The 21,980-nt window shown below is 62.1% G+C and carries 20 protein-coding genes; 17 read left to right on the top strand and 3 right to left on the bottom strand.

Annotation, left to right across the window (positions count from 1 at the left end; translation table 11 throughout):
- Nucleotides 1–138: 138 nt before the first annotated feature.
- From BFP99_RS29605 to BFP99_RS29530, 16 genes are all read left to right on the top strand, one after another.
- A complete protein-coding gene (locus tag BFP99_RS29605; protein ID WP_065938734.1) occupies nt 139–846 on the top strand; it encodes a tellurite resistance TerB family protein in 708 nt (235 codons plus the stop codon).
- Nucleotides 847–1,035: 189 nt separating this feature from the next.
- A complete protein-coding gene (locus BFP99_RS29600; RefSeq protein WP_370671268.1) occupies nt 1,036–2,679 on the top strand; it encodes a methyl-accepting chemotaxis protein in 1,644 nt (547 codons plus the stop codon).
- Complete coding sequence (locus tag BFP99_RS29595) at nt 2,679–3,191, top strand: chemotaxis protein CheW (protein WP_027604522.1); 513 nt, start codon at nt 2,679–2,681, stop codon at nt 3,189–3,191. Before BFP99_RS29600 ends, BFP99_RS29595 begins: the two co-directional genes overlap by 1 nt.
- A complete protein-coding gene (locus BFP99_RS29590) occupies nt 3,188–4,441 on the top strand; it encodes a CheR family methyltransferase (RefSeq protein ID WP_065948859.1) in 1,254 nt (417 codons plus the stop codon). The genes BFP99_RS29595 and BFP99_RS29590 overlap by 4 nt, the downstream gene beginning before the upstream one ends.
- Nucleotides 4,438–5,139, top strand: a complete 702-nt coding sequence (locus BFP99_RS29585) for a chemotaxis protein CheW (RefSeq protein WP_027604520.1) — start codon at nt 4,438–4,440, stop codon at nt 5,137–5,139. The genes BFP99_RS29590 and BFP99_RS29585 overlap by 4 nt, the downstream gene beginning before the upstream one ends.
- Nucleotides 5,136–7,418 (top strand): hybrid sensor histidine kinase/response regulator, encoded by a 2,283-nt coding sequence (locus tag BFP99_RS29580; RefSeq protein WP_065948858.1) that lies wholly within the window; start codon nt 5,136–5,138, stop codon nt 7,416–7,418. Before BFP99_RS29585 ends, BFP99_RS29580 begins: the two co-directional genes overlap by 4 nt.
- A complete protein-coding gene (locus tag BFP99_RS29575) occupies nt 7,415–8,425 on the top strand; it encodes a chemotaxis response regulator protein-glutamate methylesterase (RefSeq protein WP_065926489.1) in 1,011 nt (336 codons plus the stop codon). The genes BFP99_RS29580 and BFP99_RS29575 overlap by 4 nt, the downstream gene beginning before the upstream one ends.
- 51 nt (nt 8,426–8,476) lie before the next feature.
- Nucleotides 8,477–9,478, top strand: a complete 1,002-nt coding sequence (locus BFP99_RS29570) for a response regulator (protein WP_065926488.1) — start codon at nt 8,477–8,479, stop codon at nt 9,476–9,478.
- Nucleotides 9,479–9,634: 156 nt separating this feature from the next.
- Nucleotides 9,635–10,730 (top strand): peptide chain release factor 2 gene (gene prfB / locus BFP99_RS29565; protein ID WP_098465888.1). Its coding sequence is split into 2 segments (ribosomal slippage): nt 9,635–9,706 and nt 9,708–10,730, totalling 1,095 coding nucleotides; the frame shifts between segments, so codons are not numbered across the junction.
- A gap of 90 nt (nt 10,731–10,820) precedes the next feature.
- Nucleotides 10,821–12,323 (top strand): lysine--tRNA ligase, encoded by a 1,503-nt coding sequence (gene lysS / locus BFP99_RS29560; protein WP_065926487.1) that lies wholly within the window; start codon nt 10,821–10,823, stop codon nt 12,321–12,323.
- Between the two features lie 106 nt (nt 12,324–12,429).
- Nucleotides 12,430–13,146, top strand: a complete 717-nt coding sequence (locus tag BFP99_RS29555; protein WP_027604515.1) for a TetR/AcrR family transcriptional regulator — start codon at nt 12,430–12,432, stop codon at nt 13,144–13,146.
- Nucleotides 13,147–13,161: 15 nt separating this feature from the next.
- Entirely contained in the window at nt 13,162–13,710 is a 549-nt protein-coding gene (locus BFP99_RS29550) for a hypothetical protein (RefSeq protein WP_065926486.1), read from the top strand.
- Between the two features lie 21 nt (nt 13,711–13,731).
- Nucleotides 13,732–15,009 carry a flavohemoglobin expression-modulating QEGLA motif protein gene (locus tag BFP99_RS29545; protein WP_027604513.1) on the top strand — a complete coding sequence of 426 codons (1,278 nt, stop codon included), beginning with the start codon at nt 13,732–13,734 and terminating at the stop codon, nt 15,007–15,009.
- Nucleotides 15,010–15,036: 27 nt separating this feature from the next.
- Entirely contained in the window at nt 15,037–15,942 is a 906-nt protein-coding gene (locus BFP99_RS29540) for an alpha/beta hydrolase (protein WP_027604512.1), read from the top strand.
- On the top strand, nt 15,939–16,265 hold the full coding sequence (locus BFP99_RS29535; RefSeq protein WP_003172217.1) for a hypothetical protein: 327 nt from the start codon (nt 15,939–15,941) through the stop codon (nt 16,263–16,265). The genes BFP99_RS29540 and BFP99_RS29535 overlap by 4 nt, the downstream gene beginning before the upstream one ends.
- Before the next feature lie 169 nt (nt 16,266–16,434).
- The gene (locus BFP99_RS29530; RefSeq protein ID WP_065926485.1) at nt 16,435–16,758 is read left to right on the top strand and encodes a hypothetical protein; all 324 of its coding nucleotides are present in this window, start codon (nt 16,435–16,437) and stop codon (nt 16,756–16,758) included.
- A gap of 437 nt (nt 16,759–17,195) precedes the next feature.
- Here the strand turns inward: BFP99_RS29530 and BFP99_RS29525 are convergent, their stop codons facing one another.
- From BFP99_RS29525 to BFP99_RS29515, 3 genes are all read right to left on the bottom strand, one after another.
- Nucleotides 17,196–17,981 (bottom strand): OmpA family protein, encoded by a 786-nt coding sequence (locus BFP99_RS29525; RefSeq protein WP_027604511.1) that lies wholly within the window; start codon nt 17,979–17,981, stop codon nt 17,196–17,198.
- Nucleotides 17,982–18,036: 55 nt separating this feature from the next.
- Nucleotides 18,037–18,462 carry a DUF4398 domain-containing protein gene (locus tag BFP99_RS29520; RefSeq protein WP_027604510.1) on the bottom strand — a complete coding sequence of 142 codons (426 nt, stop codon included), beginning with the start codon at nt 18,460–18,462 and terminating at the stop codon, nt 18,037–18,039.
- A gap of 282 nt (nt 18,463–18,744) precedes the next feature.
- Nucleotides 18,745–19,089, bottom strand: a complete 345-nt coding sequence (locus BFP99_RS29515) for a hypothetical protein (RefSeq protein WP_027604509.1) — start codon at nt 19,087–19,089, stop codon at nt 18,745–18,747.
- A gap of 184 nt (nt 19,090–19,273) precedes the next feature.
- Here BFP99_RS29515 and ppc point away from each other — a divergent pair, with 184 nt between their 5' ends.
- Nucleotides 19,274–21,919 (top strand): phosphoenolpyruvate carboxylase, encoded by a 2,646-nt coding sequence (gene ppc / locus BFP99_RS29510; protein WP_065926484.1) that lies wholly within the window; start codon nt 19,274–19,276, stop codon nt 21,917–21,919.
- Nucleotides 21,920–21,980 lie beyond the last annotated feature (61 nt).

Raw genomic sequence — 21,980 nt, 5'->3', positions numbered from 1 at the left:
ATTTATCCGAGTGTATATCGATTTAAGCGAAGGGCAGCGGCGTTACATCTGGAAGCACTCTAGATCGCGGCTTTTTGGCACTTAGTTTTACGCTGAGGGCCTATTGGTCCTATGAACCCTAGTGTCTGGAGGCTACGAATGAATACCCGTGGATTGCTCGATCAGTTGCTCAAGTCCGGCCAGGATATGTTGCAGAACAAAACCGGCGGCCAGCGCAAGCAGGACGATAAAGGCGCCCTCGGCGGGCTGCTCGGCGGCGGCGGTCTCGGCAGCCTGCTCGGCGGTGCGGGCGGTGGCGCCCTGGCGGCGGGAGCCATGGGCCTGTTGCTGGGCAACAAGAAGGCGCGCAAGTTTGGCGGCAAGGCCCTGACCTATGGCGGGCTGGCCGCGTTGGGCGTGATTGCCTACAAAGCCTACGGCAACTGGCAGGCCAAGCAGGCCAACGCGCCTCAGGGCGAACCGCAAACCATCGACCGCCTGCCACCGGCCCAGGTCGAGCAGCACAGCCAGGGGATCCTCAAGGCATTGGTCGCCGCCGCCAAGGCCGACGGCCATGTGGATGAGCGTGAACGCGCACTGATCGAAGGTGAATTCACCAAGCTGGACAACGACCGCGAACTGCAAAGCTGGCTGCACGCCGAATTGAACAAGCCGCTGGACCCGGCCGACGTCGCCCGCGCCGCCGGCACCCCGGAAATGGCTGCCGAGATGTACATCGCCAGCGTGATGCTGGTGGACGAGGAGAACTTTATGGAAAAGGCGTATCTGGACGAATTGGCCCGCCAACTCAAGCTCGAGCCGGGCTTGAAGCTGGAACTGGAAAAGCAGGTACGGCTTAACCAATAACCGACGAGTGTACGCAATGTGGGAGGGGGCTTGCCCCGATAGCGGTAGACCAGTTGGAGTATTTGCAGCTGTTCCACCGCAATCGGGGGCAAGCCCCCTCCCACAGGTGTTTTTGCATATATGTCGGCACAACACCAAAACCCATTGATAAATGAGGGCTTCTGCTCAGCTATACTCCCCTCCATTTGAATGGCCCTTCGAGGAAACACTGTGAAGAATTGGACCTTGCGCCAGCGGATTTTGGCGAGCTTTGCGGTCATTATCGCGATCATGCTGCTGATGGTTGTGGTGTCCTACTCACGGTTGCTGAAGATCGAAGCCAGCCAGGAATCGGTGCGTGACGACGCGGTGCCGGGGGTTTACCTCAGTTCGATGATCCGCAGCGCGTGGGTCGACAGCTATTTGCAGACCATCGATATCATTGGCCTGCGCGAGGATAAAACCTTCACCAATAGCGATAAGTCGGATTACAAGGCCTTCGAGGCGCGTATCGAACAGCAGATGGCCAATTACGAAAAAACCGTGCATAGCCAGGCCGATCGCATGGAGTTCGATAACTTCAAGGCCGCCCACATCAATTACAACAAGGTCCTGGCCGAGGTGCTTGAGCGCGTCGAAGCCAATGACCTGCCGGCCGCCCGCGAGCTGCTGGAAGAGCAATTGACGCCGATCTGGACCGAAGGGCGCATGAAGCTCAATGACATCATCACGGAAAACAAGGCCGTGTCCGACAGGGCAACGGCCGCCATTGACGACGCCGTTGCCTCGGCCAAGGTCAGCATGTTCCTGTCGCTGGCCGTGGCCATTCTCGCCGCCGGCCTGTGTGGCCTGCTGCTGATGCGCGCGATCATGGCGCCGATGCAACGCATCGTCGAGATCCTCCAGACCATGCGCACCGGTGACCTGAGCAAACGCTTGAACCTGGAGCGCAAGGACGAGTTCGGTGCGGTGGAAACCGGCTTCAACGACATGATGACCGAGCTCACGGCCCTGGTGTCCCAGGCCCAGCGCTCTTCGGTGCAGGTCACCACCTCGGTCACCGAGATTGCGGCCACCTCCAAGCAGCAGCAGGCCACTGCCACTGAAACCGCGGCCACCACCACTGAGATCGGTGCCACTTCACGGGAGATCGCTGCCACTTCCAAGGATCTGGTTCGCACCATGACCGAAGTGTCCACCGCCGCCGACCAGGCCTCGGTGGCCGCCGGTTCCGGCCAGCAAGGCCTGGCGCGCATGGAAGAAACCATGCACTCGGTGATGGGCGCCGCCGACTTGGTGAACGCCAAGCTGGCGATCCTCAATGAGAAGGCCGGCAATATCAACCAGGTGGTGGTGACCATCGTCAAGGTCGCCGACCAGACCAACCTGCTGTCCCTGAATGCCGCCATCGAAGCCGAAAAGGCCGGTGAATATGGGCGCGGTTTTGCCGTGGTGGCCACCGAAGTGCGGCGCCTGGCCGACCAGACCGCCGTGGCCACCTACGACATCGAGCAGATGGTGCGTGAAATCCAGTCAGCGGTTTCGGCGGGCGTGATGGGCATGGACAAGTTCTCCGAAGAAGTCCGTCGAGGCATGTTCGAAGTGCAGCAAGTAGGCGAGCAACTGTCGCAGATCATCCATCAGGTACAGGCCCTGGCGCCGCGGGTGTTGATGGTCAACGAAGGCATGCAGGCCCAGGCCACCGGCGCCGAGCAGATCAACCATGCCCTGGTGCAACTGGGCGATGCCAGCAGCCAGACGGTGGAGTCCCTGCGCCAGGCCAGCTTTGCCATCGATGAACTGAGCCAGGTTGCGGTGGGTCTGCGCAGCGGCGTGTCGCGTTTCAAAGTCTGATGAGCGACCTTGCGGCTAAACGCGGCGCCGTTCCGGCAGCGAAAAAAGCCTTGTTCCTGGTGTTTCACATCGGCAGCGAACGCTTTGCGCTCAAGGCCACGGAGGTGGCCGAGGTGTTGCCACGCCTGCCGCTCAAGCCTATCGCCCACGCGCCACTGTGGGTGGCGGGCATCTTTGCCCATCGCGGGGCGTTGGTGCCGGTCATCGACCTGAGTGCGCTGACCTTCGGCACAGCGGCCCAAGCGCGTACGAGTACGCGCCTGGTGCTGGTCAATTACCAGCCGCACACCTGGGTCGAATCGCGCTGGCTCGGGCTGATCCTCGAGCAGGCCACGGACACCCTGCGGTGCGACCCGGCCGAATTCCAGCCTTACGGCCTGGATAACCGCCAGGCGCGGTACCTGGGGCCGGTGCGTGAGGATGCCCTGGGCCTGATGCAGTGGATTGGCGTGAATGACGTGCTCACCGATGATGTGCGCGCCCTGTTGTTTTCTGCCGAGCTGAGCCTATGAGCAACGACCCGCGTTTCTTTGCCTTCTTGAAAGAACGTATCGGCCTGGACGTCGCGTCGGTCGGCGAGGCCATCATCGAGCGCGCCGTACGCCAGCGCAGCCAGGCCGTGCAGGCGCAAACGCCAGGGCAGTACTGGCAGCACCTGCAAAGCTCCGAGGACGAGCAACACGCGCTGATCGAAGCCGTGATCGTCCCCGAGACCTGGTTTTTCCGTTACCCCGAATCCTTTGCGACCCTGGCCCGACTGGCGCTTGCACGCCTGGCCGAGATCAAGCAGATGCGCGCCCTGCGCATTCTCAGCCTGCCGTGTTCCACCGGCGAAGAACCCTATTCCATTGCCATGGCCTTGCTGGATGCCGGGCTGGCGCCGCACCAGTTCAAGGTCCTGGGCCTGGATGTCAGCCCGCTGTCGGTGGAGCGCGCCCGGCGTGGGGTGTATGGCAAGAACTCGTTTCGCGGTGGCGATATTGCCTTTCGCGACCGCCACTTCACGGAATACGGCGACGGGTTCCACATCGCCGACCGCGTGCGCGAACAGGTGCGCCTGCAAGTCGGCAACCTGCTCGACCCGACGCTGCTGGCGAACGAGGCGAGCTACGATTTCGTGTTTTGCCGCAACCTGCTGATCTACTTTGACCAGCCGACCCAGAAACAAGTCTTCGATGTGCTCAAGGGCCTGACCCATGTGGACGGCGTGCTGTTTATCGGTCCCGCCGAGGGCAGCTTGCTGGGGCGCCACGGCATGCGCTCGATTGGGGTGCCGCAGTCATTTGCCTTCAGCCGGCATGCCGAACCGGTGAAGCCTGAGCCGGTATTCGTGCCCATGCCGACGCCACCGCGCAGCGCCGCGCCGGTCCCGGTCAAGCCGCGACCGTTCAGCACGGCCAGCACCCAGGCGGGGCCGATCAAGGCGCCGCCCTCCGATGCGGGCACCTTGCTCAGCCGCATCGCCAGCCTGGCCAACGAAGGCAAAAGTGCCGAGGCCCGCGCCGCCTGCGAGCAGTATCTGAACAGTCACCCGCCGGCCGCCCAGGTGTTCTACTGGCTGGGGTTGCTCAGCGACGTGGCCGGCAGCGCCCTGGAAGCCCAGGGGTTTTATCGTAAAGCCTTGTACCTGGAACCCCAGCACCCGCAGGCCTTGATGCACCTGGCCGCCTTGCTCGAGTCCCAGGGCGACAGTGCGGGGGCGCGCCGTTTACAGGCGCGGGCCGCCCGCAGCGAGCGAGCAGACAGTGAGTCCAAACGATGAGTAGCACCGAGGCGCTCAACACCGCAGGCCTGGACCTGACCCTGGCCGACACCCAAGCCATCGACGACTGCTGGAACCGTATCGGTATCCATGGCGACAAGTCGTGCCCGTTGCTTGTGGAGCATATCCACTGCCGTAACTGTTCGGTGTACTCGGCTGCCGCCACGCGCTTGCTGGACCGCTATGCCTTGCAGCAGGACGACCGTCGTCCGGTGGCGGCTGCCGAGGTTGACGAAAAGATCGTCACCCGCTCGCTGTTGGTGTTCCGCCTCGGCGAGGAATGGCTGGGCATCGCCACCCGCTGCCTGGTGGAGGTGGCGCCGTTGCAACCGATTCACTCGCTGCCGCACCAGCGCTCCCGTGCCTTGCTCGGTGTGGCCAATGTGCGTGGTGCGCTGGTGGCGTGCCTGTCGCTGGTGGAGTTGCTTGGCCTGGAAACAACCCATCAGGGCGCCAGCGGTGGGCGGATCATGCCGCGCATGCTGATCATCGCCGCGCAGGATGGCCCGGTGGTGGTGCCGGTGGACGAAGTGGATGGCATCCATGCCATCGATGAGCGCACCCTGAAGGCGGCGTCGGCCTCGGGTACCCAGGCCAGCGCGCGCTACACCCAGGGTGTGTTGCAGTGGAAAGGCCGTAGCCTGCGGTGGCTGGACGAGGCGCAATTGTTGTCCGCCGTGACCCGGAGCCTCACATGACCCCCGACCAGATGCGCGACGCCTCGCTGCTGGAGCTGTTCAGCCTGGAAGCCGATGCCCAGACCCAGGTGCTGAGCGCGGGCCTGCTGGCCCTGGAGCGCAACCCTACCCAGGCCGACCAGCTTGAAGCCTGCATGCGTGCCGCGCATTCGCTCAAGGGCGCGGCGCGCATCGTCGGGGTGGACGCCGGGGTCAGCGTGGCCCATGTCATGGAGGATTGCCTGGTCAGCGCCCAGGAACGCCGCCTGTACCTGCAACCCGAACATATCGACGCGTTGCTGCAAGGCACCGACTTGCTGATGCGTATCGCCACTCCTGGCAACGATGTCGGCACGGCGGACATCGATGCCTATGTGGCGTTGATGGAGCGCCTGCTGGATCCATCCCAGCCCAGTGCCTACGTCGCGCCGCTGCCCGCTGCGCCTGAGCCCGCCCCGGCGCCGCTCATCGAAGAGCTGCCGCCGGAGCCTGAGCCCGCACCGCACGTCGCCAGTGATCCGCCGCGTCAGGGCCGGCGCATGACTGAAGGTGGCGAACGCGTATTGCGCGTGACCGCCGAGCGCTTGAACAGCCTGTTGGACCTCTCGAGCAAGTCTCTGGTGGAAACCCAGCGGCTCAAGCCCTACCTGGCCAGCATGCAGCGTCTCAAACGGATTCAAAGCCAGAGCGTACGCGCCCTGGATACCCTGGATGGCCAGCTCAAGACCCTGGGTTTGAGCCTCGAAGCCGAGGAAGCCCTGGCCGATACCCGCCGCCTGCTGAGCGAAGCCCAGGCGCTGCTGGCGGAAAAGACCGCCGAGCTGGATGAGTTTGGCTGGCAGGCCGGCCAGCGTGCCCAGGTGCTCTACGACACTGCGCTGGCCTGTCGCATGCGCCCGTTTGCCGACGTGCTGGCCGGTCAGGTGCGCATGGTGCGCGACCTCGGCCGAAGCCTGGGCAAGCAAGTGCGCCTGGAGATCGAGGGAGAAAAGACCCAGGTCGATCGCGACGTGCTGGAAAAGCTCGAAGCGCCACTCACCCATTTATTGCGCAATGCCGTCGACCACGGCATCGAAATGCCCGAGCAACGCCTGCTGGCAGGCAAACCTGCCGAAGGCCTGATCCGCCTGCGCGCGTCCCATCAGGCCGGCCTGCTGGTGCTGGAGCTGAGTGACGACGGCAATGGCGTCGACCTGGAGCGTCTGCGCGGCACCATCGTCGATCGGCATCTTTCAACCTGGGAGACGGCCCTGAACCTGAGTGAAGAGGAGCTGCTGACGTTCCTGTTCCTGCCGGGGTTCAGCCTGCGCGACAAGGTCACCGAAGTGTCCGGGCGCGGTGTCGGGCTGGATGCGGTGCAGCATATGGTTCGCCAACTGCGCGGCGCGGTGGTGCTGGAGCAGACGGCAGGGCAGGGCAGTCGCTTCCATCTGGAGGTGCCGCTGACCCTGTCGGTGGTGCGCAGCCTGGTGGTGGAAGTCGGCGAGGAAGCCTATGCGTTCCCGCTGGCGCATATCGAGCGCATGTGCGACCTGGCACCCGACGACATTGTGCAGTTGGAAGGCCGCCAGCATTTCTGGCATGAAGGTCGGCATGTGGGCCTGGTCGCCGCCAGCCAGCTGTTGCAGCGCCCATTGGGGCAGAGCAATGACGAAACCTTGAAGGTGGTGGTGATCCGCGAGCGCGATGCGGTTTACGGGATCGCCGTGGAACGCTTTATCGGCGAACGCACCCTGGTGGTGTTGCCGCTGGATGATCGCCTGGGCAAGGTCCAGGATATTTCCGCCGGTGCCTTGCTGGACGACGGCTCGGTGGTATTGATCGTCGATGTGGAAGATATGCTGCGCTCGGTGGACAAGCTGCTCAACACCGGGCGCCTGGAACGCATCGCCCGGCGCAGCCAGCAGGCCACCGAGGCACCGCGCAAGCGGGTACTGGTGGTGGACGACTCGCTCACTGTGCGGGAGTTGCAACGCAAACTGCTGCTCAATCGCGGGTACGAAGTGGCCGTCGCGGTTGACGGCATGGACGGCTGGAACGCCTTGCGCTCCGAAGACTTCGACCTGCTTATCACTGATATCGATATGCCTCGTATGGACGGTATTGAATTGGTCACACTCCTGCGCCGTGACAGTCGCCTGCAATCGTTGCCGGTGATGGTGGTGTCGTACAAAGACCGTGAAGAAGACCGCCGTCGCGGGCTGGATGCTGGGGCCGATTATTATCTGGCCAAGGCCAGTTTCCACGATGACGCGCTGCTGGATGCCGTGGTGGAGCTGATCGGAGGCGCGCGGTCATGAGGATTGCGATCGTCAACGACATGCCCCTGGCCGTGGAGGCCCTGCGCCGTGCCTTGAGCTTCGAGCCCGCGCACCAGGTGGTGTGGGTGGCCAGCAATGGCCTGGAGGCGGTGCAGCGCTGCGCCGAATTGACCCCGGACCTGATCCTGATGGACCTGATCATGCCGGTGATGGACGGCGTGGAGGCCACGCGGCAGATCATGGCCGAGACCCCGTGCGCGATCCTGCTGGTGACCGTCGACCGCCAGGCCAATGTGAGCCGGGTGTTCGAAGCCATGGGCCACGGCGCCCTGGATGTGGTGGACACGCCGGCGCTCGGCGTGGGCAACCCCAAGGATGCGGCGGCGCCGTTGCTGCGCAAGATCCTCAACATCGGCTGGCTGATCGGCCAGCGCGGCAGCCGTGTGCGCGCCGAAACCACCCCGGAGCGCAGCACCGGCGAACGCCAGAGCCTGGTGGCGATCGGTTCTTCGGCGGGTGGCCCGGCTGCCCTGGAAACCCTGCTCAAGGGATTGCCCCGGGACTTTGCCGCCGCCATTGTGCTGGTGCAGCATGTGGATCAGGTCTTCGCCGCCGGCATGGCCGAGTGGCTGAGCAGCGCCTCCGGCCTGCCGGTACGCCTGGCCCGCGAAGGCGAACCGCCGCAAAGCGGGGTGGTGCTGCTGGCCGGCACCAATCACCACATTCGTTTATTGAAGAATGGCACGCTAGCCTATACCGCAGAGCCGGTGAACGAGATTTACCGGCCTTCGATCGACGTGTTTTTCGAAAGCGTGGCCAGCCACTGGAATGGCGATGCCGTCGGCGTACTGCTGACGGGTATGGGGCGTGACGGGGCCCAGGGGCTCAAGCTAATGCGTGAACAAGGTTATTTGACCATCGCCCAGGATCAGCAAAGCTCGGCGGTGTATGGCATGCCCAAAGCGGCGGCGGCGATTGATGCTGCTGTTGAAATTCGCCCACTGGATAGAATTGCGCCCCGATTGCTGGAGGTCTTTGCAAAATGATCATGACCTTCCGCGGTGTTGGCTTGCAGGCAGTAATTCAGGTGACTGCACATGAATGATTTACAGATCGACGACATCAAGACCGACGAAAACGCCGCCATGGTGTTGCTGGTCGACGACCAGGCCATGATCGGCGAAGCCGTCCGGCGCGGCCTGGCCCACGAAGAAAACATCGACTTCCACTTCTGTGCCGACCCGCACCAGGCGATTGCCCAGGCCATCCGCATCAAGCCCACGGTGATCCTGCAGGACCTGGTGATGCCGGGCCTCGACGGCTTGACCCTGGTGCGCGAATACCGCAACCACCCGGCCACGCAGAACATCCCGATCATCGTGCTTTCCACCAAGGAAGACCCGCTGATCAAGAGCGCGGCGTTCTCGGCGGGGGCCAACGATTACCTGGTCAAGCTGCCGGACAACATCGAACTGGTGGCGCGCATCCGCTATCACTCGCGTTCCTACATGACCCTGTTGCAGCGCGATGCCGCCTACCGTGCGCTGCGGGTCAGCCAGCAACAGCTGCTGGACACCAACCTGGTGCTGCAACGGCTGATGAACTCCGATGGCCTGACCGGGCTGTCCAACCGCCGCCACTTCGACGAATACCTGGAGCTGGAATGGCGCCGCGCCATGCGTGATCAGACCCAGCTGTCATTGCTGATGATCGACGTGGATTTCTTCAAGACCTACAACGACAGCTTTGGCCACGTCGAGGGTGATGAAGCCTTGCGCAAGGTCGCCAACACTATCCGCGAAGCCAGCAGCCGCCCCTCGGACCTGCCGGCACGCTACGGCGGCGAAGAGTTTGCCCTGGTGTTGCCGAACACCTCGCCGGGTGGGGCACGCCTGGTGGCGGAAAAGCTGCGCATGGCCGTCGCCGCACTGAAAATCCCGCATATCGCCCCGGCGGAAGGCTCGAGCCTGACCATCAGCATCGGGCTGTCGACCATGACGCCGGTGCAGGGTACCGATTGCCGCCAGTTGATCATGGCGGCGGACAAGGGCTTGTATACGGCCAAGCACAACGGGCGAAACCTGGTCGGCATCGAGTGACTCGAGGCCGCAACAGATCAAAATGTGGGAGGGGGCTTGCCCCCTCCCACATTTAACCCTGCGTAGTCTGCCTTTTCGCCAGGCGGGCTGCCGCTCCCCCCCGTTTGCCGTTATACTCGCCGGCTTTCAAAAGTTCGCCAACGAGTGCTGCCCGCCATGGAAATCAACCCGATCCTTAACACCATCAAGGACCTGTCCGAGCGCTCCGAAACTATTCGGGGGTATCTTTGACTACGATCAAAAGCATGAGCGCCTGACCGAAGTCAATCGCGAGCTTGAAGATCCGAGTGTCTGGAACAAACCTGAATACGCCCAGGAACTGGGGCGCGAGCGCGCTGCGCTGGCGCAGATCGTCGACACCCTCGACGAACTGAATACCGGCCTGGCCGATTGCCGCGACCTGCTGGACATGGCCGTCGAGGAAAACGACGAAGGCGCAGTGGGCGATGTCGTCGCCGAGCTGGCCCGTCTCGAGGAAAACCTCGCCAAGCTTGAATTCCGTCGCATGTTCAGCCACGAAATGGACCCGAACAACGCCTACCTGGACATCCAGGCCGGTTCCGGCGGCACCGAAGCCCAGGACTGGGCCAACATCCTGCTGCGCATGTACCTGCGCTGGGCCGACAAGCGCGGTTTCGACGCCACCATCATGGAACTGTCGGCTGGTGAAGTCGCCGGCATCAAGGGCGCGACCGTGCACATCAAGGGTGAATACGCCTTTGGCTGGCTGCGTACCGAGATCGGCGTACACCGCCTGGTGCGCAAGAGCCCGTTCGACTCCGGCAACCGTCGCCACACCTCGTTCTCTGCGGTGTTCGTCTCGCCCGAGATCGATGACAAGGTGGAAATCGAGATCAACCCGGCCGACCTGCGTATCGACACCTACCGCTCCTCCGGTGCCGGTGGCCAGCACGTAAACACCACCGACTCGGCCGTACGTATTACCCACGTACCGACCAACACCGTGGTGAGCTGCCAGAACGAACGTTCCCAGCACGCGAACAAGGACACCGCCATGAAAATGCTGCGGGCCAAGTTGTACGAGCAGGAAATGCAGAAGCGCAACGCCGCTTCCCAGGCCCTGGAAGACACCAAGTCGGATATCGGCTGGGGTCACCAGATCCGCTCTTATGTGCTCGATGCGTCGCGGATCAAGGATCTGCGCACTAACATCGAACGCAGCGACTGCGACAAGGTGCTCGACGGTGACATTGACGAATACCTGGAAGCCAGCCTGAAATCTGGCCTGTAACCCCTTGTAGGAACCGGGGGGACGCCTAGTCCTTGCCGGCGATCCCCGGCCTACGCCTGGGACAACGAACCTGATGGAAAATTTAAAGACATGAGCGACCAACAACTCGACCCGCAAGCCCTGCAACAGGAAGAAAACTCCCTGATCGCCCTGCGCAAGGAAAAGCTGGCTGCCGAGCGCGCCAAGGGCAATGCCTTCCCCAACGACTTCCGTCGCGACAACTACTGCGATGCCTTGCAGAAGCAGTACGCGGACAAGACCAAGGAAGAGCTGGCAGAAGCGGCGATCCCGGTCAAGGTGGCAGGTCGCATCATGCTCAACCGTGGCTCGTTCATGGTGATCCAGGACATGACCGGGCGTATCCAGGTCTACGTCAACCGCAAGACCCTGTCCGAAGAAACCCTGGCCTCGGTGAAAACCTGGGATATGGGCGACATCATCGCCGCCGAAGGCACCCTGGCCCGTTCCGGCAAGGGCGACCTGTACGTGGAAATGACCAGCGTGCGCCTGCTGACCAAGTCCCTGCGCCCGTTGCCGGACAAGCACCACGGCCTGACCGACACCGAGCAGCGTTACCGCCAGCGCTACGTTGACCTGATCGTCAACGAAGACGTGCGCCAGACCTTCCGCGTGCGTTCGCAGGTCATCGCGCACATCCGCAGCTTCCTGATGCAGCGTGACTTCCTGGAAGTGGAAACCCCGATGCTGCAGACCATCCCGGGTGGTGCCGCAGCCAAGCCGTTCGAAACCCACCACAACGCACTGGACCTGGAAATGTTCCTGCGTATCGCGCCTGAGTTGTACCTCAAGCGTCTTGTGGTCGGTGGCTTCGAGAAGGTGTTCGAGATCAACCGCAACTTCCGTAACGAAGGCGTCTCGACCCGGCACAACCCGGAATTCACCATGTTGGAGTTCTACCAGGCCTACGCCGACTACGAAGACAACATGGACCTCACCGAGGAACTGTTCCGCGAGCTGGCGCAGCTTGTCCTCGGGACTACCGACGTGCCGTACGGCGACAAGGTGTTCCACTTCGGCGAGCCGTTCGTGCGCCTGTCGGTGTTCGACTCGATCCTCAAGTACAACCCTGAGTTGACCGCAGACGACCTCAACGACATCGACAAGGCCCGCGCCATCGCCAAGAAAGCCGGTGCCAAGGTGCTCGGTTTCGAAGGCCTGGGCAAACTGCAGGTGATGATTTTCGAAGAGCTGGTGGAGCACAAGCTGGAACAGCCGCACTTCATTACCCAGTACCCGTTCGAAGTGTCGCCGCTGGCCCGTCGCAACGACGACAACCCGAACGTCACCGACCGTTTCGAGCTGTTCATCGGCGGCCGCGAAATCGCCAACGCCTACTCCGAGCTTAACGACGCGGAAGACCAGGCCGAGCGCTTCATGGCCCAGGTGGCCGACAAGGACGCTGGCGACGACGAAGCCATGCACTACGACGCCGACTTCGTACGTGCCCTGGAATACGGCATGCCGCCAACGGCCGGTGAAGGTATCGGCATCGACCGCCTGGTGATGTTGTTGACCAACTCGCCGTCGATCCGCGATGTGATCTTGTTCCCGCACATGCGGCCACAAGCGTAAATGTAGCGAAATCCGAAGCCGCCTTTTATAAGGCGGCTTTTTTATGTGGCGTTTTTAAGCGTCAAGCAAACAGCGCCAGGTTTTGATCTATTCAAGGATGTGTGTCGTGAACCGCGTAACCGCTCAAGAAGGTGCCGCCGGCATTGCCGCTGCCGTGGCTGAAAGCGTCCAGTACCAGGGCCGTAAGGCCAGCCGTCGGGGCAGCGAGCAACGCAGGCAAGACATTCTCGATGCAGCCATGCGCATCGTGGTGCGCGATGGCGTGCGGGCCGTGCGCCATCGGGCCGTGGCGGCCGAGGCCGGTGTGCCGTTGTCAGCCACTACCTATTACTTCAAGGACATCGATGACCTGCTCACCGATACCTTCGCCCAGTACGTTGAACGCAGCGCCGCCTTCATGGGCAAGCTATGGGTGCGTAACGAAGGCCTGCTGCGTGAGATGGTCGCCTATGGCGATGGCAGCCCGGAATCGCGCTCGCAACTGGCCGATGACATCGCGCGGCTGACCGCCGACTATGTGCTGCGCCAGTTGACCAACCGCCGCGAGCATTTGATGGCCGAACAGGCCTTTCGCCAGGAAGCCTTGCTCAACCCGCGCCTGGCTGAGCTGGTGCGTTCCCACCAGCAGATCCTGTTGCAGGGCACGGGGCAGTTTTTCCAGGTATTGGGCTCCCGCGAGCCGCAACAGGACGCCAAGGTGTTGACGGCGATTATCAGTCGGATGGAATATCAGGGCCTGCTGGGCGGCGCAGAGCCTCTGACCGGTGAAGAGATGCTTGAGATCCTCAAGCGTTACATGCATTTGGTGTTGGCCTCGGTCTGACACCGGGGGAGTCCAATGAAAACCTGGCGTGTGGCGGTAATCGCCTTGTCGTTCCTGTTGCTCAGCGGTTGCCTGGTCACGTTCAAGGACCCGTTGCCCGCCCATGAGGCGGCACCGGATGAGTTGCTGGGCCATTGGACCAGCAGGAATGCCTGGGGCGAACCGCTCAATCTGCGCATCAGCCGTGCCGGTGAGCACCGCTACAAGGCGGTGAGCTACCCTAAAGCCACGCCGGCCCAGCGCGATGAGTACCTGTTTACCGTTTCGCGTCATGGCAACCGCTGGTACCTGTCGGCACCGTTGCCGGCCCGGTTCGGAGGGCATTACTTCCTGGCGGGGTTCGAGTTCGACGATAAGCACGAATTGGTGGTCTATAACCTCGACCTCGAACAGATTCACCAGGCCATCGGGCAACAGGTGCTGCAGGGCAGCAGCGTGGATACCGTCGAAGGCGCCGGCGTACGGGTCGACAGTTCCATGAGCCAGGTGTTTGCCTACCTGGATGATCCGGCCAATGCCGATGTGTTCGTTGAAGCCGTGCGCTACCAGCGTGCGGGCAAATAACGTTTAAAGAGGAAGCACCGGGTGGACGATTACCAGCAGACGATACGCAGCTTGTCCGATCGCATTGTGCTGGCGCAAACACCGATTCGCGTCCTCGACGCCGTGAAGTGGGACGACAACATTCGCCAGGGATTCCTCAAGGCCAAGGGCAAGGCCATGCCCGCCGTGGATCGCGACTATTACCTGAACCGGCCGCTGTCGTTCGACTCCAGTGCGGTAAAGCTGGAATTCCAGAACATCGAACGCGACATCACTCGCCGCCTCGGCCAGTTCAGCCCGGTGGGGCAGATCATGCGCCGCATGTGCCGCGAATACCGCATGGTGGTGCGCATGCTCGAAGCCCGCGGCACCGAGGACTTCGGCCTGATTTCCCAGGAGCTGTACGGCGCCGCCTCCGACGCCTTCCACGCCGGCGACCCGACCCTGGCTGACCTGGGCCTGATGCTCTCCGACTACCTGAACAATATCGACGGCCGTGGCGACCTCAAGGACGAAGCCAAGACCCTGACCGCCAAGGACGCCGTGGCCCTGCTGCAAACCCGCCTGAACAAGGTATTTGGCGAAGCCGAAGAGACCATCCGGGTGTTTGAGTCCGACGGCATCGTTGCCGATGCCGCAGCGGGCGCCGACTACATCAAGATCCGCGCCGACGCGATGTTCAACGACCGCGACGTGCGTGCGCTGGAAGTCCACGAAGGCCTGGTGCATGTCGGTACCACGCTCAACGGCCAGAACCAGCCGATCTGCACGTTCCTGTCCAAGGGCCCGCCGTCGTCCACCGTGACCCAGGAAGGCCTGGCGATCCTCATGGAGATCATTACGTTCGCCTCCTACCCGAGCCGCTTGCGCAAGCTGACCAACCGCACCCGTGCGATCCACATGGTGGAAGAGGGTGCCGACTTCCTGCAGGTGTTCGAGTTCTTCCGCGAGCAAGGCTTTGAAATGGCCGAAAGCTATGGCAACGCCAGCCGGGTATTCCGTGGCTCGGTGCCGAACGGCCTGCCGTTTACCAAGGATCTGTCCTACCTCAAGGGCTTTATCATGGTCTACAACTACATCCAGCTGGCCGTGCGCAAAGGCAAGCTGGAGCAAGTGCCGCTGCTGTTCTGCGGCAAGACCACCCTGGAAGACATGCGCACCTTGCGCCAACTGGTGGACGAAGGCCTGGTGGTGCCGCCCAAGTACCTGCCGGAGCAGTTCCGCGACATGAATGCACTGGCGGCGTGGATGTGTTTCTCCAACTTCCTCAACCACTTGAGCCTGGACCGGATCGAGGCGGATTACTCCAATATCCTTTAAACGTTGTTATTCACGAGGCTTCAACGGATGAGAATCCTCGGCATTCTGTGCCTGCTACTCACATTGAACGGTTGCAGCTCGCTGCTGTTCTACCCCGAACCCGGCCTGCCGTTCACGCCCGAAAAAGCGCACTTGCAATACCGCGATGTCACCCTCACCACCGCCGACGGTGTGAAGTTGCACGCGTGGTGGCTGCCGGCCAAGGCCGGAGTACCCGTCAAAGGGACGGTGCTGCACCTGCACGGCAACGGCGGTAACCTGGCCTGGCACCTGGGCGGCAGCTGGTGGTTGCCGGAGCAGGGCTACCAGGTACTGCTGCTGGACTATCGCGGTTACGGGCTGTCGGCAGGCAAGCCCTCGCTGCCAGCGATCTATCAGGACGTGGACGCGGCGTTCAACTGGCTCGACCAGGCGCCCGAAACCCAGGGCCAGCCGTTGATCGTCCTCGGTCAAAGCCTCGGCGGTGCGCTGGCGGTGCATTACCTGGCGGAACACCCGCAGCGTCAAGTCCAACTCAAGGCCCTGGTACTGGACGGCGTGCCCGCCAGTTATCGTGACGTAGGACAATTCGCCCTGAGCACCTCCTGGTTAACATGGCCCTTCCAGGTGCCCTTGTCTTGGCTGGTGCCCGACGCCGACAGCGCGATCAACGCCATGCCGCAACTGACCGGCGTGCCGAAATTGCTGTTCCACAGCCTGGATGACCCGATCGTGCCCGTGGCCAACGGTATCCGCCTGTATCAGGCCGCGCCGCCGCCACGGGTATTGCAGTTGACCCGCGGCGGCCATGTGCAGACCTTTGCCGACAAGACTTGGCAAACCGTGATGCTGCGCTATCTGGACGACCCGCAGCACTTCAACGGCCTGCGCCGCCTGGGCGAGATTCCGAATTACCCCATTCCTAAAGTTGATCCATCAGAGAGCCCGCAATGAGTGAAGAACGCAACATGATCCCGCTGATCCTCACCGGTATCGGCACCATCATCGGCACCGTCGGCTGCCTGTGGTACTACGGCTATTTGCACTTCGCCAAGCCTGAGGATGCGTTGCTGCTCAGCGACTTCACCATGCTCAAGACCGTGCCGGGCGAGGACTACAAGATCTCCCTGACCCCGGCCGCTCAAGTGGCGCAGTGCGTCGATGGCGTGCTGGTCATGTTCGATACCGAACAAAAAGGCTTGAGTGGTGTGTTGGTCAATAATAAGAAGCAGGCGGTGCGTTGCATGGGCCAGGAAACCCCGCAACTGCAGCAGTAAGCCAGCGCGTCGAGTCCGTGGGAAAACGCCACTCAGCCTGGGGATTCGTCCCTTGGTGCAGGTCCGAGTCTTCCCAGGCCGGAACCATCTCTATTTGCCCGCCACAGACTATGGACTGATCGGTGTGACTGATCGGTCCTTTTCGTTAGTTATTGTGGAGTCGACATTTATGACAAGCATCAGCGGAACACAGTCTCCAGTGAATACGGGCAGCTATGGCGCCGGCGGGAGCTCCCAGGGAGACCTCAACCAACAGATTGATGACGTAAAAAGCAAAATTAACCAAATGGAGTCACAAGGCTCCCAGGGTGGGCAGGGAAGCGGTGGGGCCGGCGGCGGAGAGAGTCTCGAGGACCTGAAGGAGCTACTGAAGAAGCTGCTTGCACAACTGCAGCAACAAGGTGCACAGGGCGGCCAAGGCGGCGAAGGCGGCCAGGGCAATGGCCAGATTCCGCAACCCGACTATCAGGGGGGGGGCTCGATCAACACCTGATTGCCCACCCGTGGAAAAACCCGCCTGCCATAGGCGGGTTTTTGTGTATCCGGGGTCAGGTTAGCCACGGCCCGCTCAATGTCCACAGGGGGGCGGGATTTATTTGGAACCATATCGCGCAAGACGCCACATAAAGCGGTGTAACTTACACAGTTCAGGGCCGAGAAAGTGGCGATATCTATTTTTTCAAATCCTGCAAATCCTGCAGCTCCTGAAAGTCCGGCATTACGCAACATGCGGGATATGGTCAGGTGCCATGAGGATCTGGAACGGCAGCAAGCTCGGGAGCAGAAAAAGCAACTGATGGAGCATTTGCCGAAACAGGCCCATGCCCCGAAGATTGAGCTGCCAGCGGAGGACACAAACCGTCCTGTCCAATTCGGCGAGCCCAAAAAAAACCCACCATAAGGTGGGTTTTCTTATCCAGCATCAATCAATCAGTTGGCGACGGACGAGCGTGGCTTGACCGGCTGGTTATCGTTGGAGATGGTCACTTCAACGCGGCGGTTCATGGCACGGCCCGAGACGCTGCCGTTGTCGGCAACCGGGTATTCCTTGCCATAGCCGGTGGTCACGATGCGGCGTGGGTCAACGCCCATCTTGATCAGCGCAACCTGCACAGAAGCGGCACGTCGCTCCGACAGGCTCTGGTTGTAGGCATCGCTGCCTGTGCTGTCCGTGTAACCTTCAACGATCACCTGGCGATCCGGGTTTTCCTGAAGGAACTGCGCCAGCTTATTGATGTTGACCAGGCCGCTGGACTTCAGGTCGGCCTTGTTGGTGGCAAACAGCACGTCGCCAAAGGTCACCAGGGTACCGCGCTCGGTTTGCTTGGCGTTCAAGCTGTCCTGCAGCTGCTTGATCTGCGCATCACGGGCCTCGAGCAGGGCACGGGCGCGTTCGTCGCCGGCGTTTTTCAGCTTGGCTTCGGATTCGCGCAGCACGATGGTGTCTTTGGCCACTTCAACGCGCTGGTTGGTCAGGTAGGCCAGTTGATCGACCTTCTTCTGGTCTTCCTTGTCGCGGTAGGCCTTGTCAGCCTTGTCCAGCCAATCGCTGGCATCCTTGGTTTCCAGCGCGGCAAGCTTGGTGGCTTGCGGGTTGGTTTGCAGGGACGAGAAGTTGGTCCGTGCGTTTTCCAGGTTCGCGTTGGGCGGGGTAGAGCAGGCCGCCAGGGCAACGCTCATCGCCAGCAGGGCAGGGATCATCAATTGTTTACGCATAGTCGTGTCGTCCTTTCAATTCGATATCGGGTGCAGTGCAATCAGGCGCGGCGCTTTATTTCTGCTGGATAGCAGCCGGGCGCATACCTTCCTGACGCAGCTCCTGAACAGCTTTCTGGGAATCCTTCACAGCCTGTTCGGCCTTGGCCGCCTGGGACTTGCGCTCTGCAACGCGAGCATCCCATTCAGCCTGTTCGGCCAGGCGACGCGCCTCGTCATAATTCTTGTCGTGCATGGCGATTTCGGCTTGCTTGAGCTTGTCCTGGGCCGATTTCATTTCAACTGCTGCGTACTCGGTACCGCCGGCGCTCACTGCGCTGTTGACCGCGGACTGAGTCACCGCGTACTGCTCGGTTGGCGGGTTGCCGGCGCAGCCAGCCAAAACGAAGCTGGTGCCGATTGCCAGCGCGGCCAATTTAAGCCCGCGCAGGTGGTTAAACGTGGATTTGGCAGTGCTGGTCTTCATCGTCTTCAACTCCATTGGATAGCTCCTAAAAACATCAAAATCCATCGCAGTCGGTGAACGGCTTGGGGAGCGGCGGTAAAGCGCGACAGGCCCTTTCAAACGGCCGTTCCAAGTGATGGCTTACTGGCTGTGACCGGAGGCTTTTTTCAAAAGTTCAGAAGAGATGGCGATTTGCCTAAAAAAATATCTGACTGATTGGTCAGGGTAAAAAGTTGGAACTTTTGCCACGTGCAGGGGTACTCCGAGCCTCGGCAGAGGCCCGGAATACGGGGTTCAGATAGGTGTCAATCGAGTCCGTCAGTGCTTTTGGTCGTCGGCACTGGCAGACAAATCATGCAGATAGCGACGGGACAAGGTCAGGAACCGCGGCGTTGGCCCGACGTCCTCATAGAGCGGGTCGCCCTCTTCATCGGTGGCGATGACCTGTTGTCCCTTGATGTAGGGAAAGCTGGCTTCCAGCTCCTCAAGGGCGGCACCGATCAGCTCGCCGAGCAGTTCTTCGGTGTGGCGCTTGGGGTACATCTCGGCGATGGCTGCCAGCCGTGCAGCAGCCTCCACATCCAGATGGATGGCGTACTCGGTCTTGGTCAGGCGACCCTTGGCGTTCTCTTCCCAATGCTGGGCCAGTTCTCGAATTTTCATGGCAACCTCAATAAAGCCTGCGGTGGCAGGCGGTGATGAGTGACCAGCCGTGCGCGTGGATAAACGCGGCGGCTCACACTTGAGACTAGCTGCAAGTCACAAGGTTTAAAGTCTTGTCATAAAACGATGCCGGCGGCACTCTGACACACCTGCGCGTCCCGGATTTCTGGCTGGAGATTGGCTGATGAGTGATATCGATGCACGCTTGCGTGAGGATGTTCACCTGCTCGGTGAACTGTTGGGCAACACCATTCGAGAGCAGTACGGCGATGATTTTCTCGCCAAGATCGAACAGATCCGCAAAGGCGCCAAGGCCGACCGCCGCGGAGCCGCCCCGGACAAAGCCGCGGGTGATGAACTGAGCGCCAGCCTCAATCAGTTGCAGGAAAACGAACTGCTGCCGGTGGCGCGGGCCTTCAACCAGTTCCTCAACCTGGCCAATATCGCCGAGCAGTACCAGTTGATTCACCGGCGCGACGAGTCGCAACCGGCGCCGTTCGAGTCCCGCGTATTGCCGGAGTTACTGGCTCGCCTGCAGGGCGAGGGCCACAGCAATGAGTCCCTCGCCCGCCAGTTGGGGCGCCTGGACATCGAACTGGTCCTCACCGCCCACCCCACCGAAGTGGCACGCCGCACCCTGATCCAGAAATACGACGCCATCGCCGCGCAACTGGCGCTGCAGGATCATCGCGACCTCACCAGCGCTGAGCGCGAGCAGATCCGCCAGCGCCTGCAGCGCTTGATCGCCGAAGCCTGGCACACCGAAGAAATCCGCCGCACTCGGCCCACCCCGGTGGATGAAGCCAAGTGGGGCTTCGCGGTGATCGAGCATTCGTTGTGGCACGCCATCCCCAATTACTTGCGCAAGGCCGACCAGGCGTTACACGCGGCGACGGGCCTGCGTTTGCCGCTGGAAGCCGCGCCGATCCGCTTTGCGTCGTGGATGGGCGGCGACCGTGACGGCAACCCGAATGTCACCGCCCCGGTCACCCGCGAGGTGTTGCTGCTGGCGCGCTGGATGGCGGCCGACCTGTACCTGCGCGATATCGACCACCTGGCCTCCGAACTGTCGATGCAACAGGCCAGCCCGGCGTTGCAGGCCAAGGTCGGCGACAGCGTCGAACCTTATCGTGCCCTGCTCAAGCAACTGCGCGAACGCCTGCGCGCCACGCGCCAATGGGCCCATACCGCGTTGAGCAGCAGCACGCCGGCGCCTGCCGAGGTGTTGCAGAACAACCGCGATCTGCTCGAGCCACTGGAGCTGTGCTACCAGTCGTTGCACGCGTGCGGCATGGGCGTGATCGCCGACGGCCCGCTGCTCGATTGCCTGCGCCGGGCCGTAACCTTTGGTCTATTTCTGGTGCGCCTGGATGTGCGCCAGGATTCCAGTCGTCATTCGGCGGCGATGACTGAAATCACCGATTACCTGGGCCTGGGCCGTTACGAGGACTGGAACGAAGACATGCGCATCAGCTTCCTGATGAAGGAGCTGGCCAACCGTCGACCGCTGTTGCCGGGCTATTTCAAGCCATCGGCCGATACGGCCGAAGTGCTCAATACCTGCAAGGAAGTGGCCGCCGCGCCTGCCGCATCGTTAGGCTCGTATGTCATTTCCATGGCCGGTGCCGCGTCGGACGTATTGGCGGTGCAGCTGCTGCTTAAAGAGTCGGGCGTTCAACGGCCGATGCGCGTGGTGCCGCTGTTCGAAACCCTGGCCGACCTGGATAACGCCGGTCCCGTGATCGAACAACTGTTGCTGCTGCCAGGCTACCGGGCGCGCTTGCAGGGCCCGCAGGAAGTGATGATCGGCTACTCCGACTCGGCCAAGGACGCCGGCACCACCGCCGCCGCCTGGGCGCAGTACCGGGCCCAGGAGCGGCTGGTGGATATCTGCCGTGAGCAACAGGTGGAATTGCTGCTGTTCCACGGTCGCGGCGGCACCGTCGGGCGTGGCGGCGGCCCGGCCCACGCGGCGATCCTGTCGCAACCGCCGGGTTCGGTGGCGGGGCGTTTCCGTACCACCGAGCAAGGCGAGATGATTCGCTTCAAGTTCGGCTTGCCGGACATTGCTGAACAGAACCTCAATCTCTACCTGGCCGCCGTGTTGGAAGCGACATTGCTGCCACCGCCGCCACCGGAGCCGGCGTGGCGCCATTTGATGGATGAATTGGCGGCCGACGGCGTCAGCGCTTACCGTGCGGTGGTGCGGGAAAATCCGCAATTCGTCGAGTATTTTCGCCAATCCACCCCGGAGCAGGAGCTGGGCCGGCTACCTCTGGGCAGTCGCCCGGCCAAGCGTCGCGCCGGTGGTATAGAAAGCCTGCGCGCCATTCCGTGGATCTTCGGCTGGACCCAGACTCGCCTGATGCTGCCGGCCTGGCTGGGTTGGGAAGCCGCATTGAGCAAGGCCCTGGAGCGCGGCGAAGGGGAACTGCTGGGGCAGATGCGCGAACAGTGGCCGTTCTTCCGCACCCGCATCGATATGCTGGAAATGGTCCTGGCCAAGGCCGATGCCGATATTGCGCGCCTGTATGACGAGCGCCTGGTGCAGCCGGACCTGTTGCCATTGGGCGCGCACTTACGCGACCTATTGTCGCAGGCATGCGACGTGGTGCTTGGCCTGACCGGCCAGTCGCAACTGCTGGCCCATAGCCCTGACACCCTGGAGTTCATCCGCCTGCGCAACACCTACCTCGACCCCTTGCACCTGTTGCAGGCCGAGTTGCTCGCGCGCTCGCGTCGCCAGGAAGCCGCGCAGGACAGCCCTCTGGAACAGGCGTTGCTGGTGTCCGTGGCGGGTATTGCCGCCGGCCTGCGCAACACCGGCTGAGGTTTTTTGCGTGTTCTCAAAAGCTTGCGGATAAACCACGACGGCCGCCCTGAAAGGGGTG

This window comes from Pseudomonas sp. 1 R 17 (assembly GCF_900067035.1).
Taxonomy (GTDB): Bacteria; Pseudomonadota; Gammaproteobacteria; order Pseudomonadales; family Pseudomonadaceae; genus Aquipseudomonas; species Aquipseudomonas marginalis.
The sequence above is the reverse complement of the archived record's forward strand: the minus strand, read 5'-3'. Positions and strand labels throughout refer to the sequence as shown.

Excerpts from the sequence above, each read along its gene's own strand:
- BFP99_RS29605 (WP_065938734.1), top strand. The coding sequence starts at position 139 with ATGAATACCCGTGGATTGCTCGATCAGTTGCTCAAGTCCGGCCAGGAT.
- BFP99_RS29600 (WP_370671268.1), top strand. The coding sequence starts at position 1,036 with ATGGCCCTTCGAGGAAACACTGTGAAGAATTGGACCTTGCGCCAGCGG.
- BFP99_RS29595 (WP_027604522.1), top strand. The coding sequence starts at position 2,679 with ATGAGCGACCTTGCGGCTAAACGCGGCGCCGTTCCGGCAGCGAAAAAA.
- BFP99_RS29590 (WP_065948859.1), top strand. The coding sequence starts at position 3,188 with ATGAGCAACGACCCGCGTTTCTTTGCCTTCTTGAAAGAACGTATCGGC.
- BFP99_RS29585 (WP_027604520.1), top strand. The coding sequence starts at position 4,438 with ATGAGTAGCACCGAGGCGCTCAACACCGCAGGCCTGGACCTGACCCTG.
- BFP99_RS29580 (WP_065948858.1), top strand. The coding sequence starts at position 5,136 with ATGACCCCCGACCAGATGCGCGACGCCTCGCTGCTGGAGCTGTTCAGC.
- BFP99_RS29575 (WP_065926489.1), top strand. The coding sequence starts at position 7,415 with ATGAGGATTGCGATCGTCAACGACATGCCCCTGGCCGTGGAGGCCCTG.
- BFP99_RS29570 (WP_065926488.1), top strand. The coding sequence starts at position 8,477 with ATGAATGATTTACAGATCGACGACATCAAGACCGACGAAAACGCCGCC.
- lysS (WP_065926487.1), top strand. The coding sequence starts at position 10,821 with ATGAGCGACCAACAACTCGACCCGCAAGCCCTGCAACAGGAAGAAAAC.
- BFP99_RS29550 (WP_065926486.1), top strand. The coding sequence starts at position 13,162 with ATGAAAACCTGGCGTGTGGCGGTAATCGCCTTGTCGTTCCTGTTGCTC.
- BFP99_RS29540 (WP_027604512.1), top strand. The coding sequence starts at position 15,037 with ATGAGAATCCTCGGCATTCTGTGCCTGCTACTCACATTGAACGGTTGC.
- BFP99_RS29535 (WP_003172217.1), top strand. The coding sequence starts at position 15,939 with ATGAGTGAAGAACGCAACATGATCCCGCTGATCCTCACCGGTATCGGC.
- BFP99_RS29530 (WP_065926485.1), top strand. The coding sequence starts at position 16,435 with ATGACAAGCATCAGCGGAACACAGTCTCCAGTGAATACGGGCAGCTAT.
- BFP99_RS29525 (WP_027604511.1), bottom strand. The coding sequence starts at position 17,981 with ATGCGTAAACAATTGATGATCCCTGCCCTGCTGGCGATGAGCGTTGCC.
- BFP99_RS29520 (WP_027604510.1), bottom strand. The coding sequence starts at position 18,462 with ATGGAGTTGAAGACGATGAAGACCAGCACTGCCAAATCCACGTTTAAC.
- BFP99_RS29515 (WP_027604509.1), bottom strand. The coding sequence starts at position 19,089 with ATGAAAATTCGAGAACTGGCCCAGCATTGGGAAGAGAACGCCAAGGGT.
- ppc (WP_065926484.1), top strand. The coding sequence starts at position 19,274 with ATGAGTGATATCGATGCACGCTTGCGTGAGGATGTTCACCTGCTCGGT.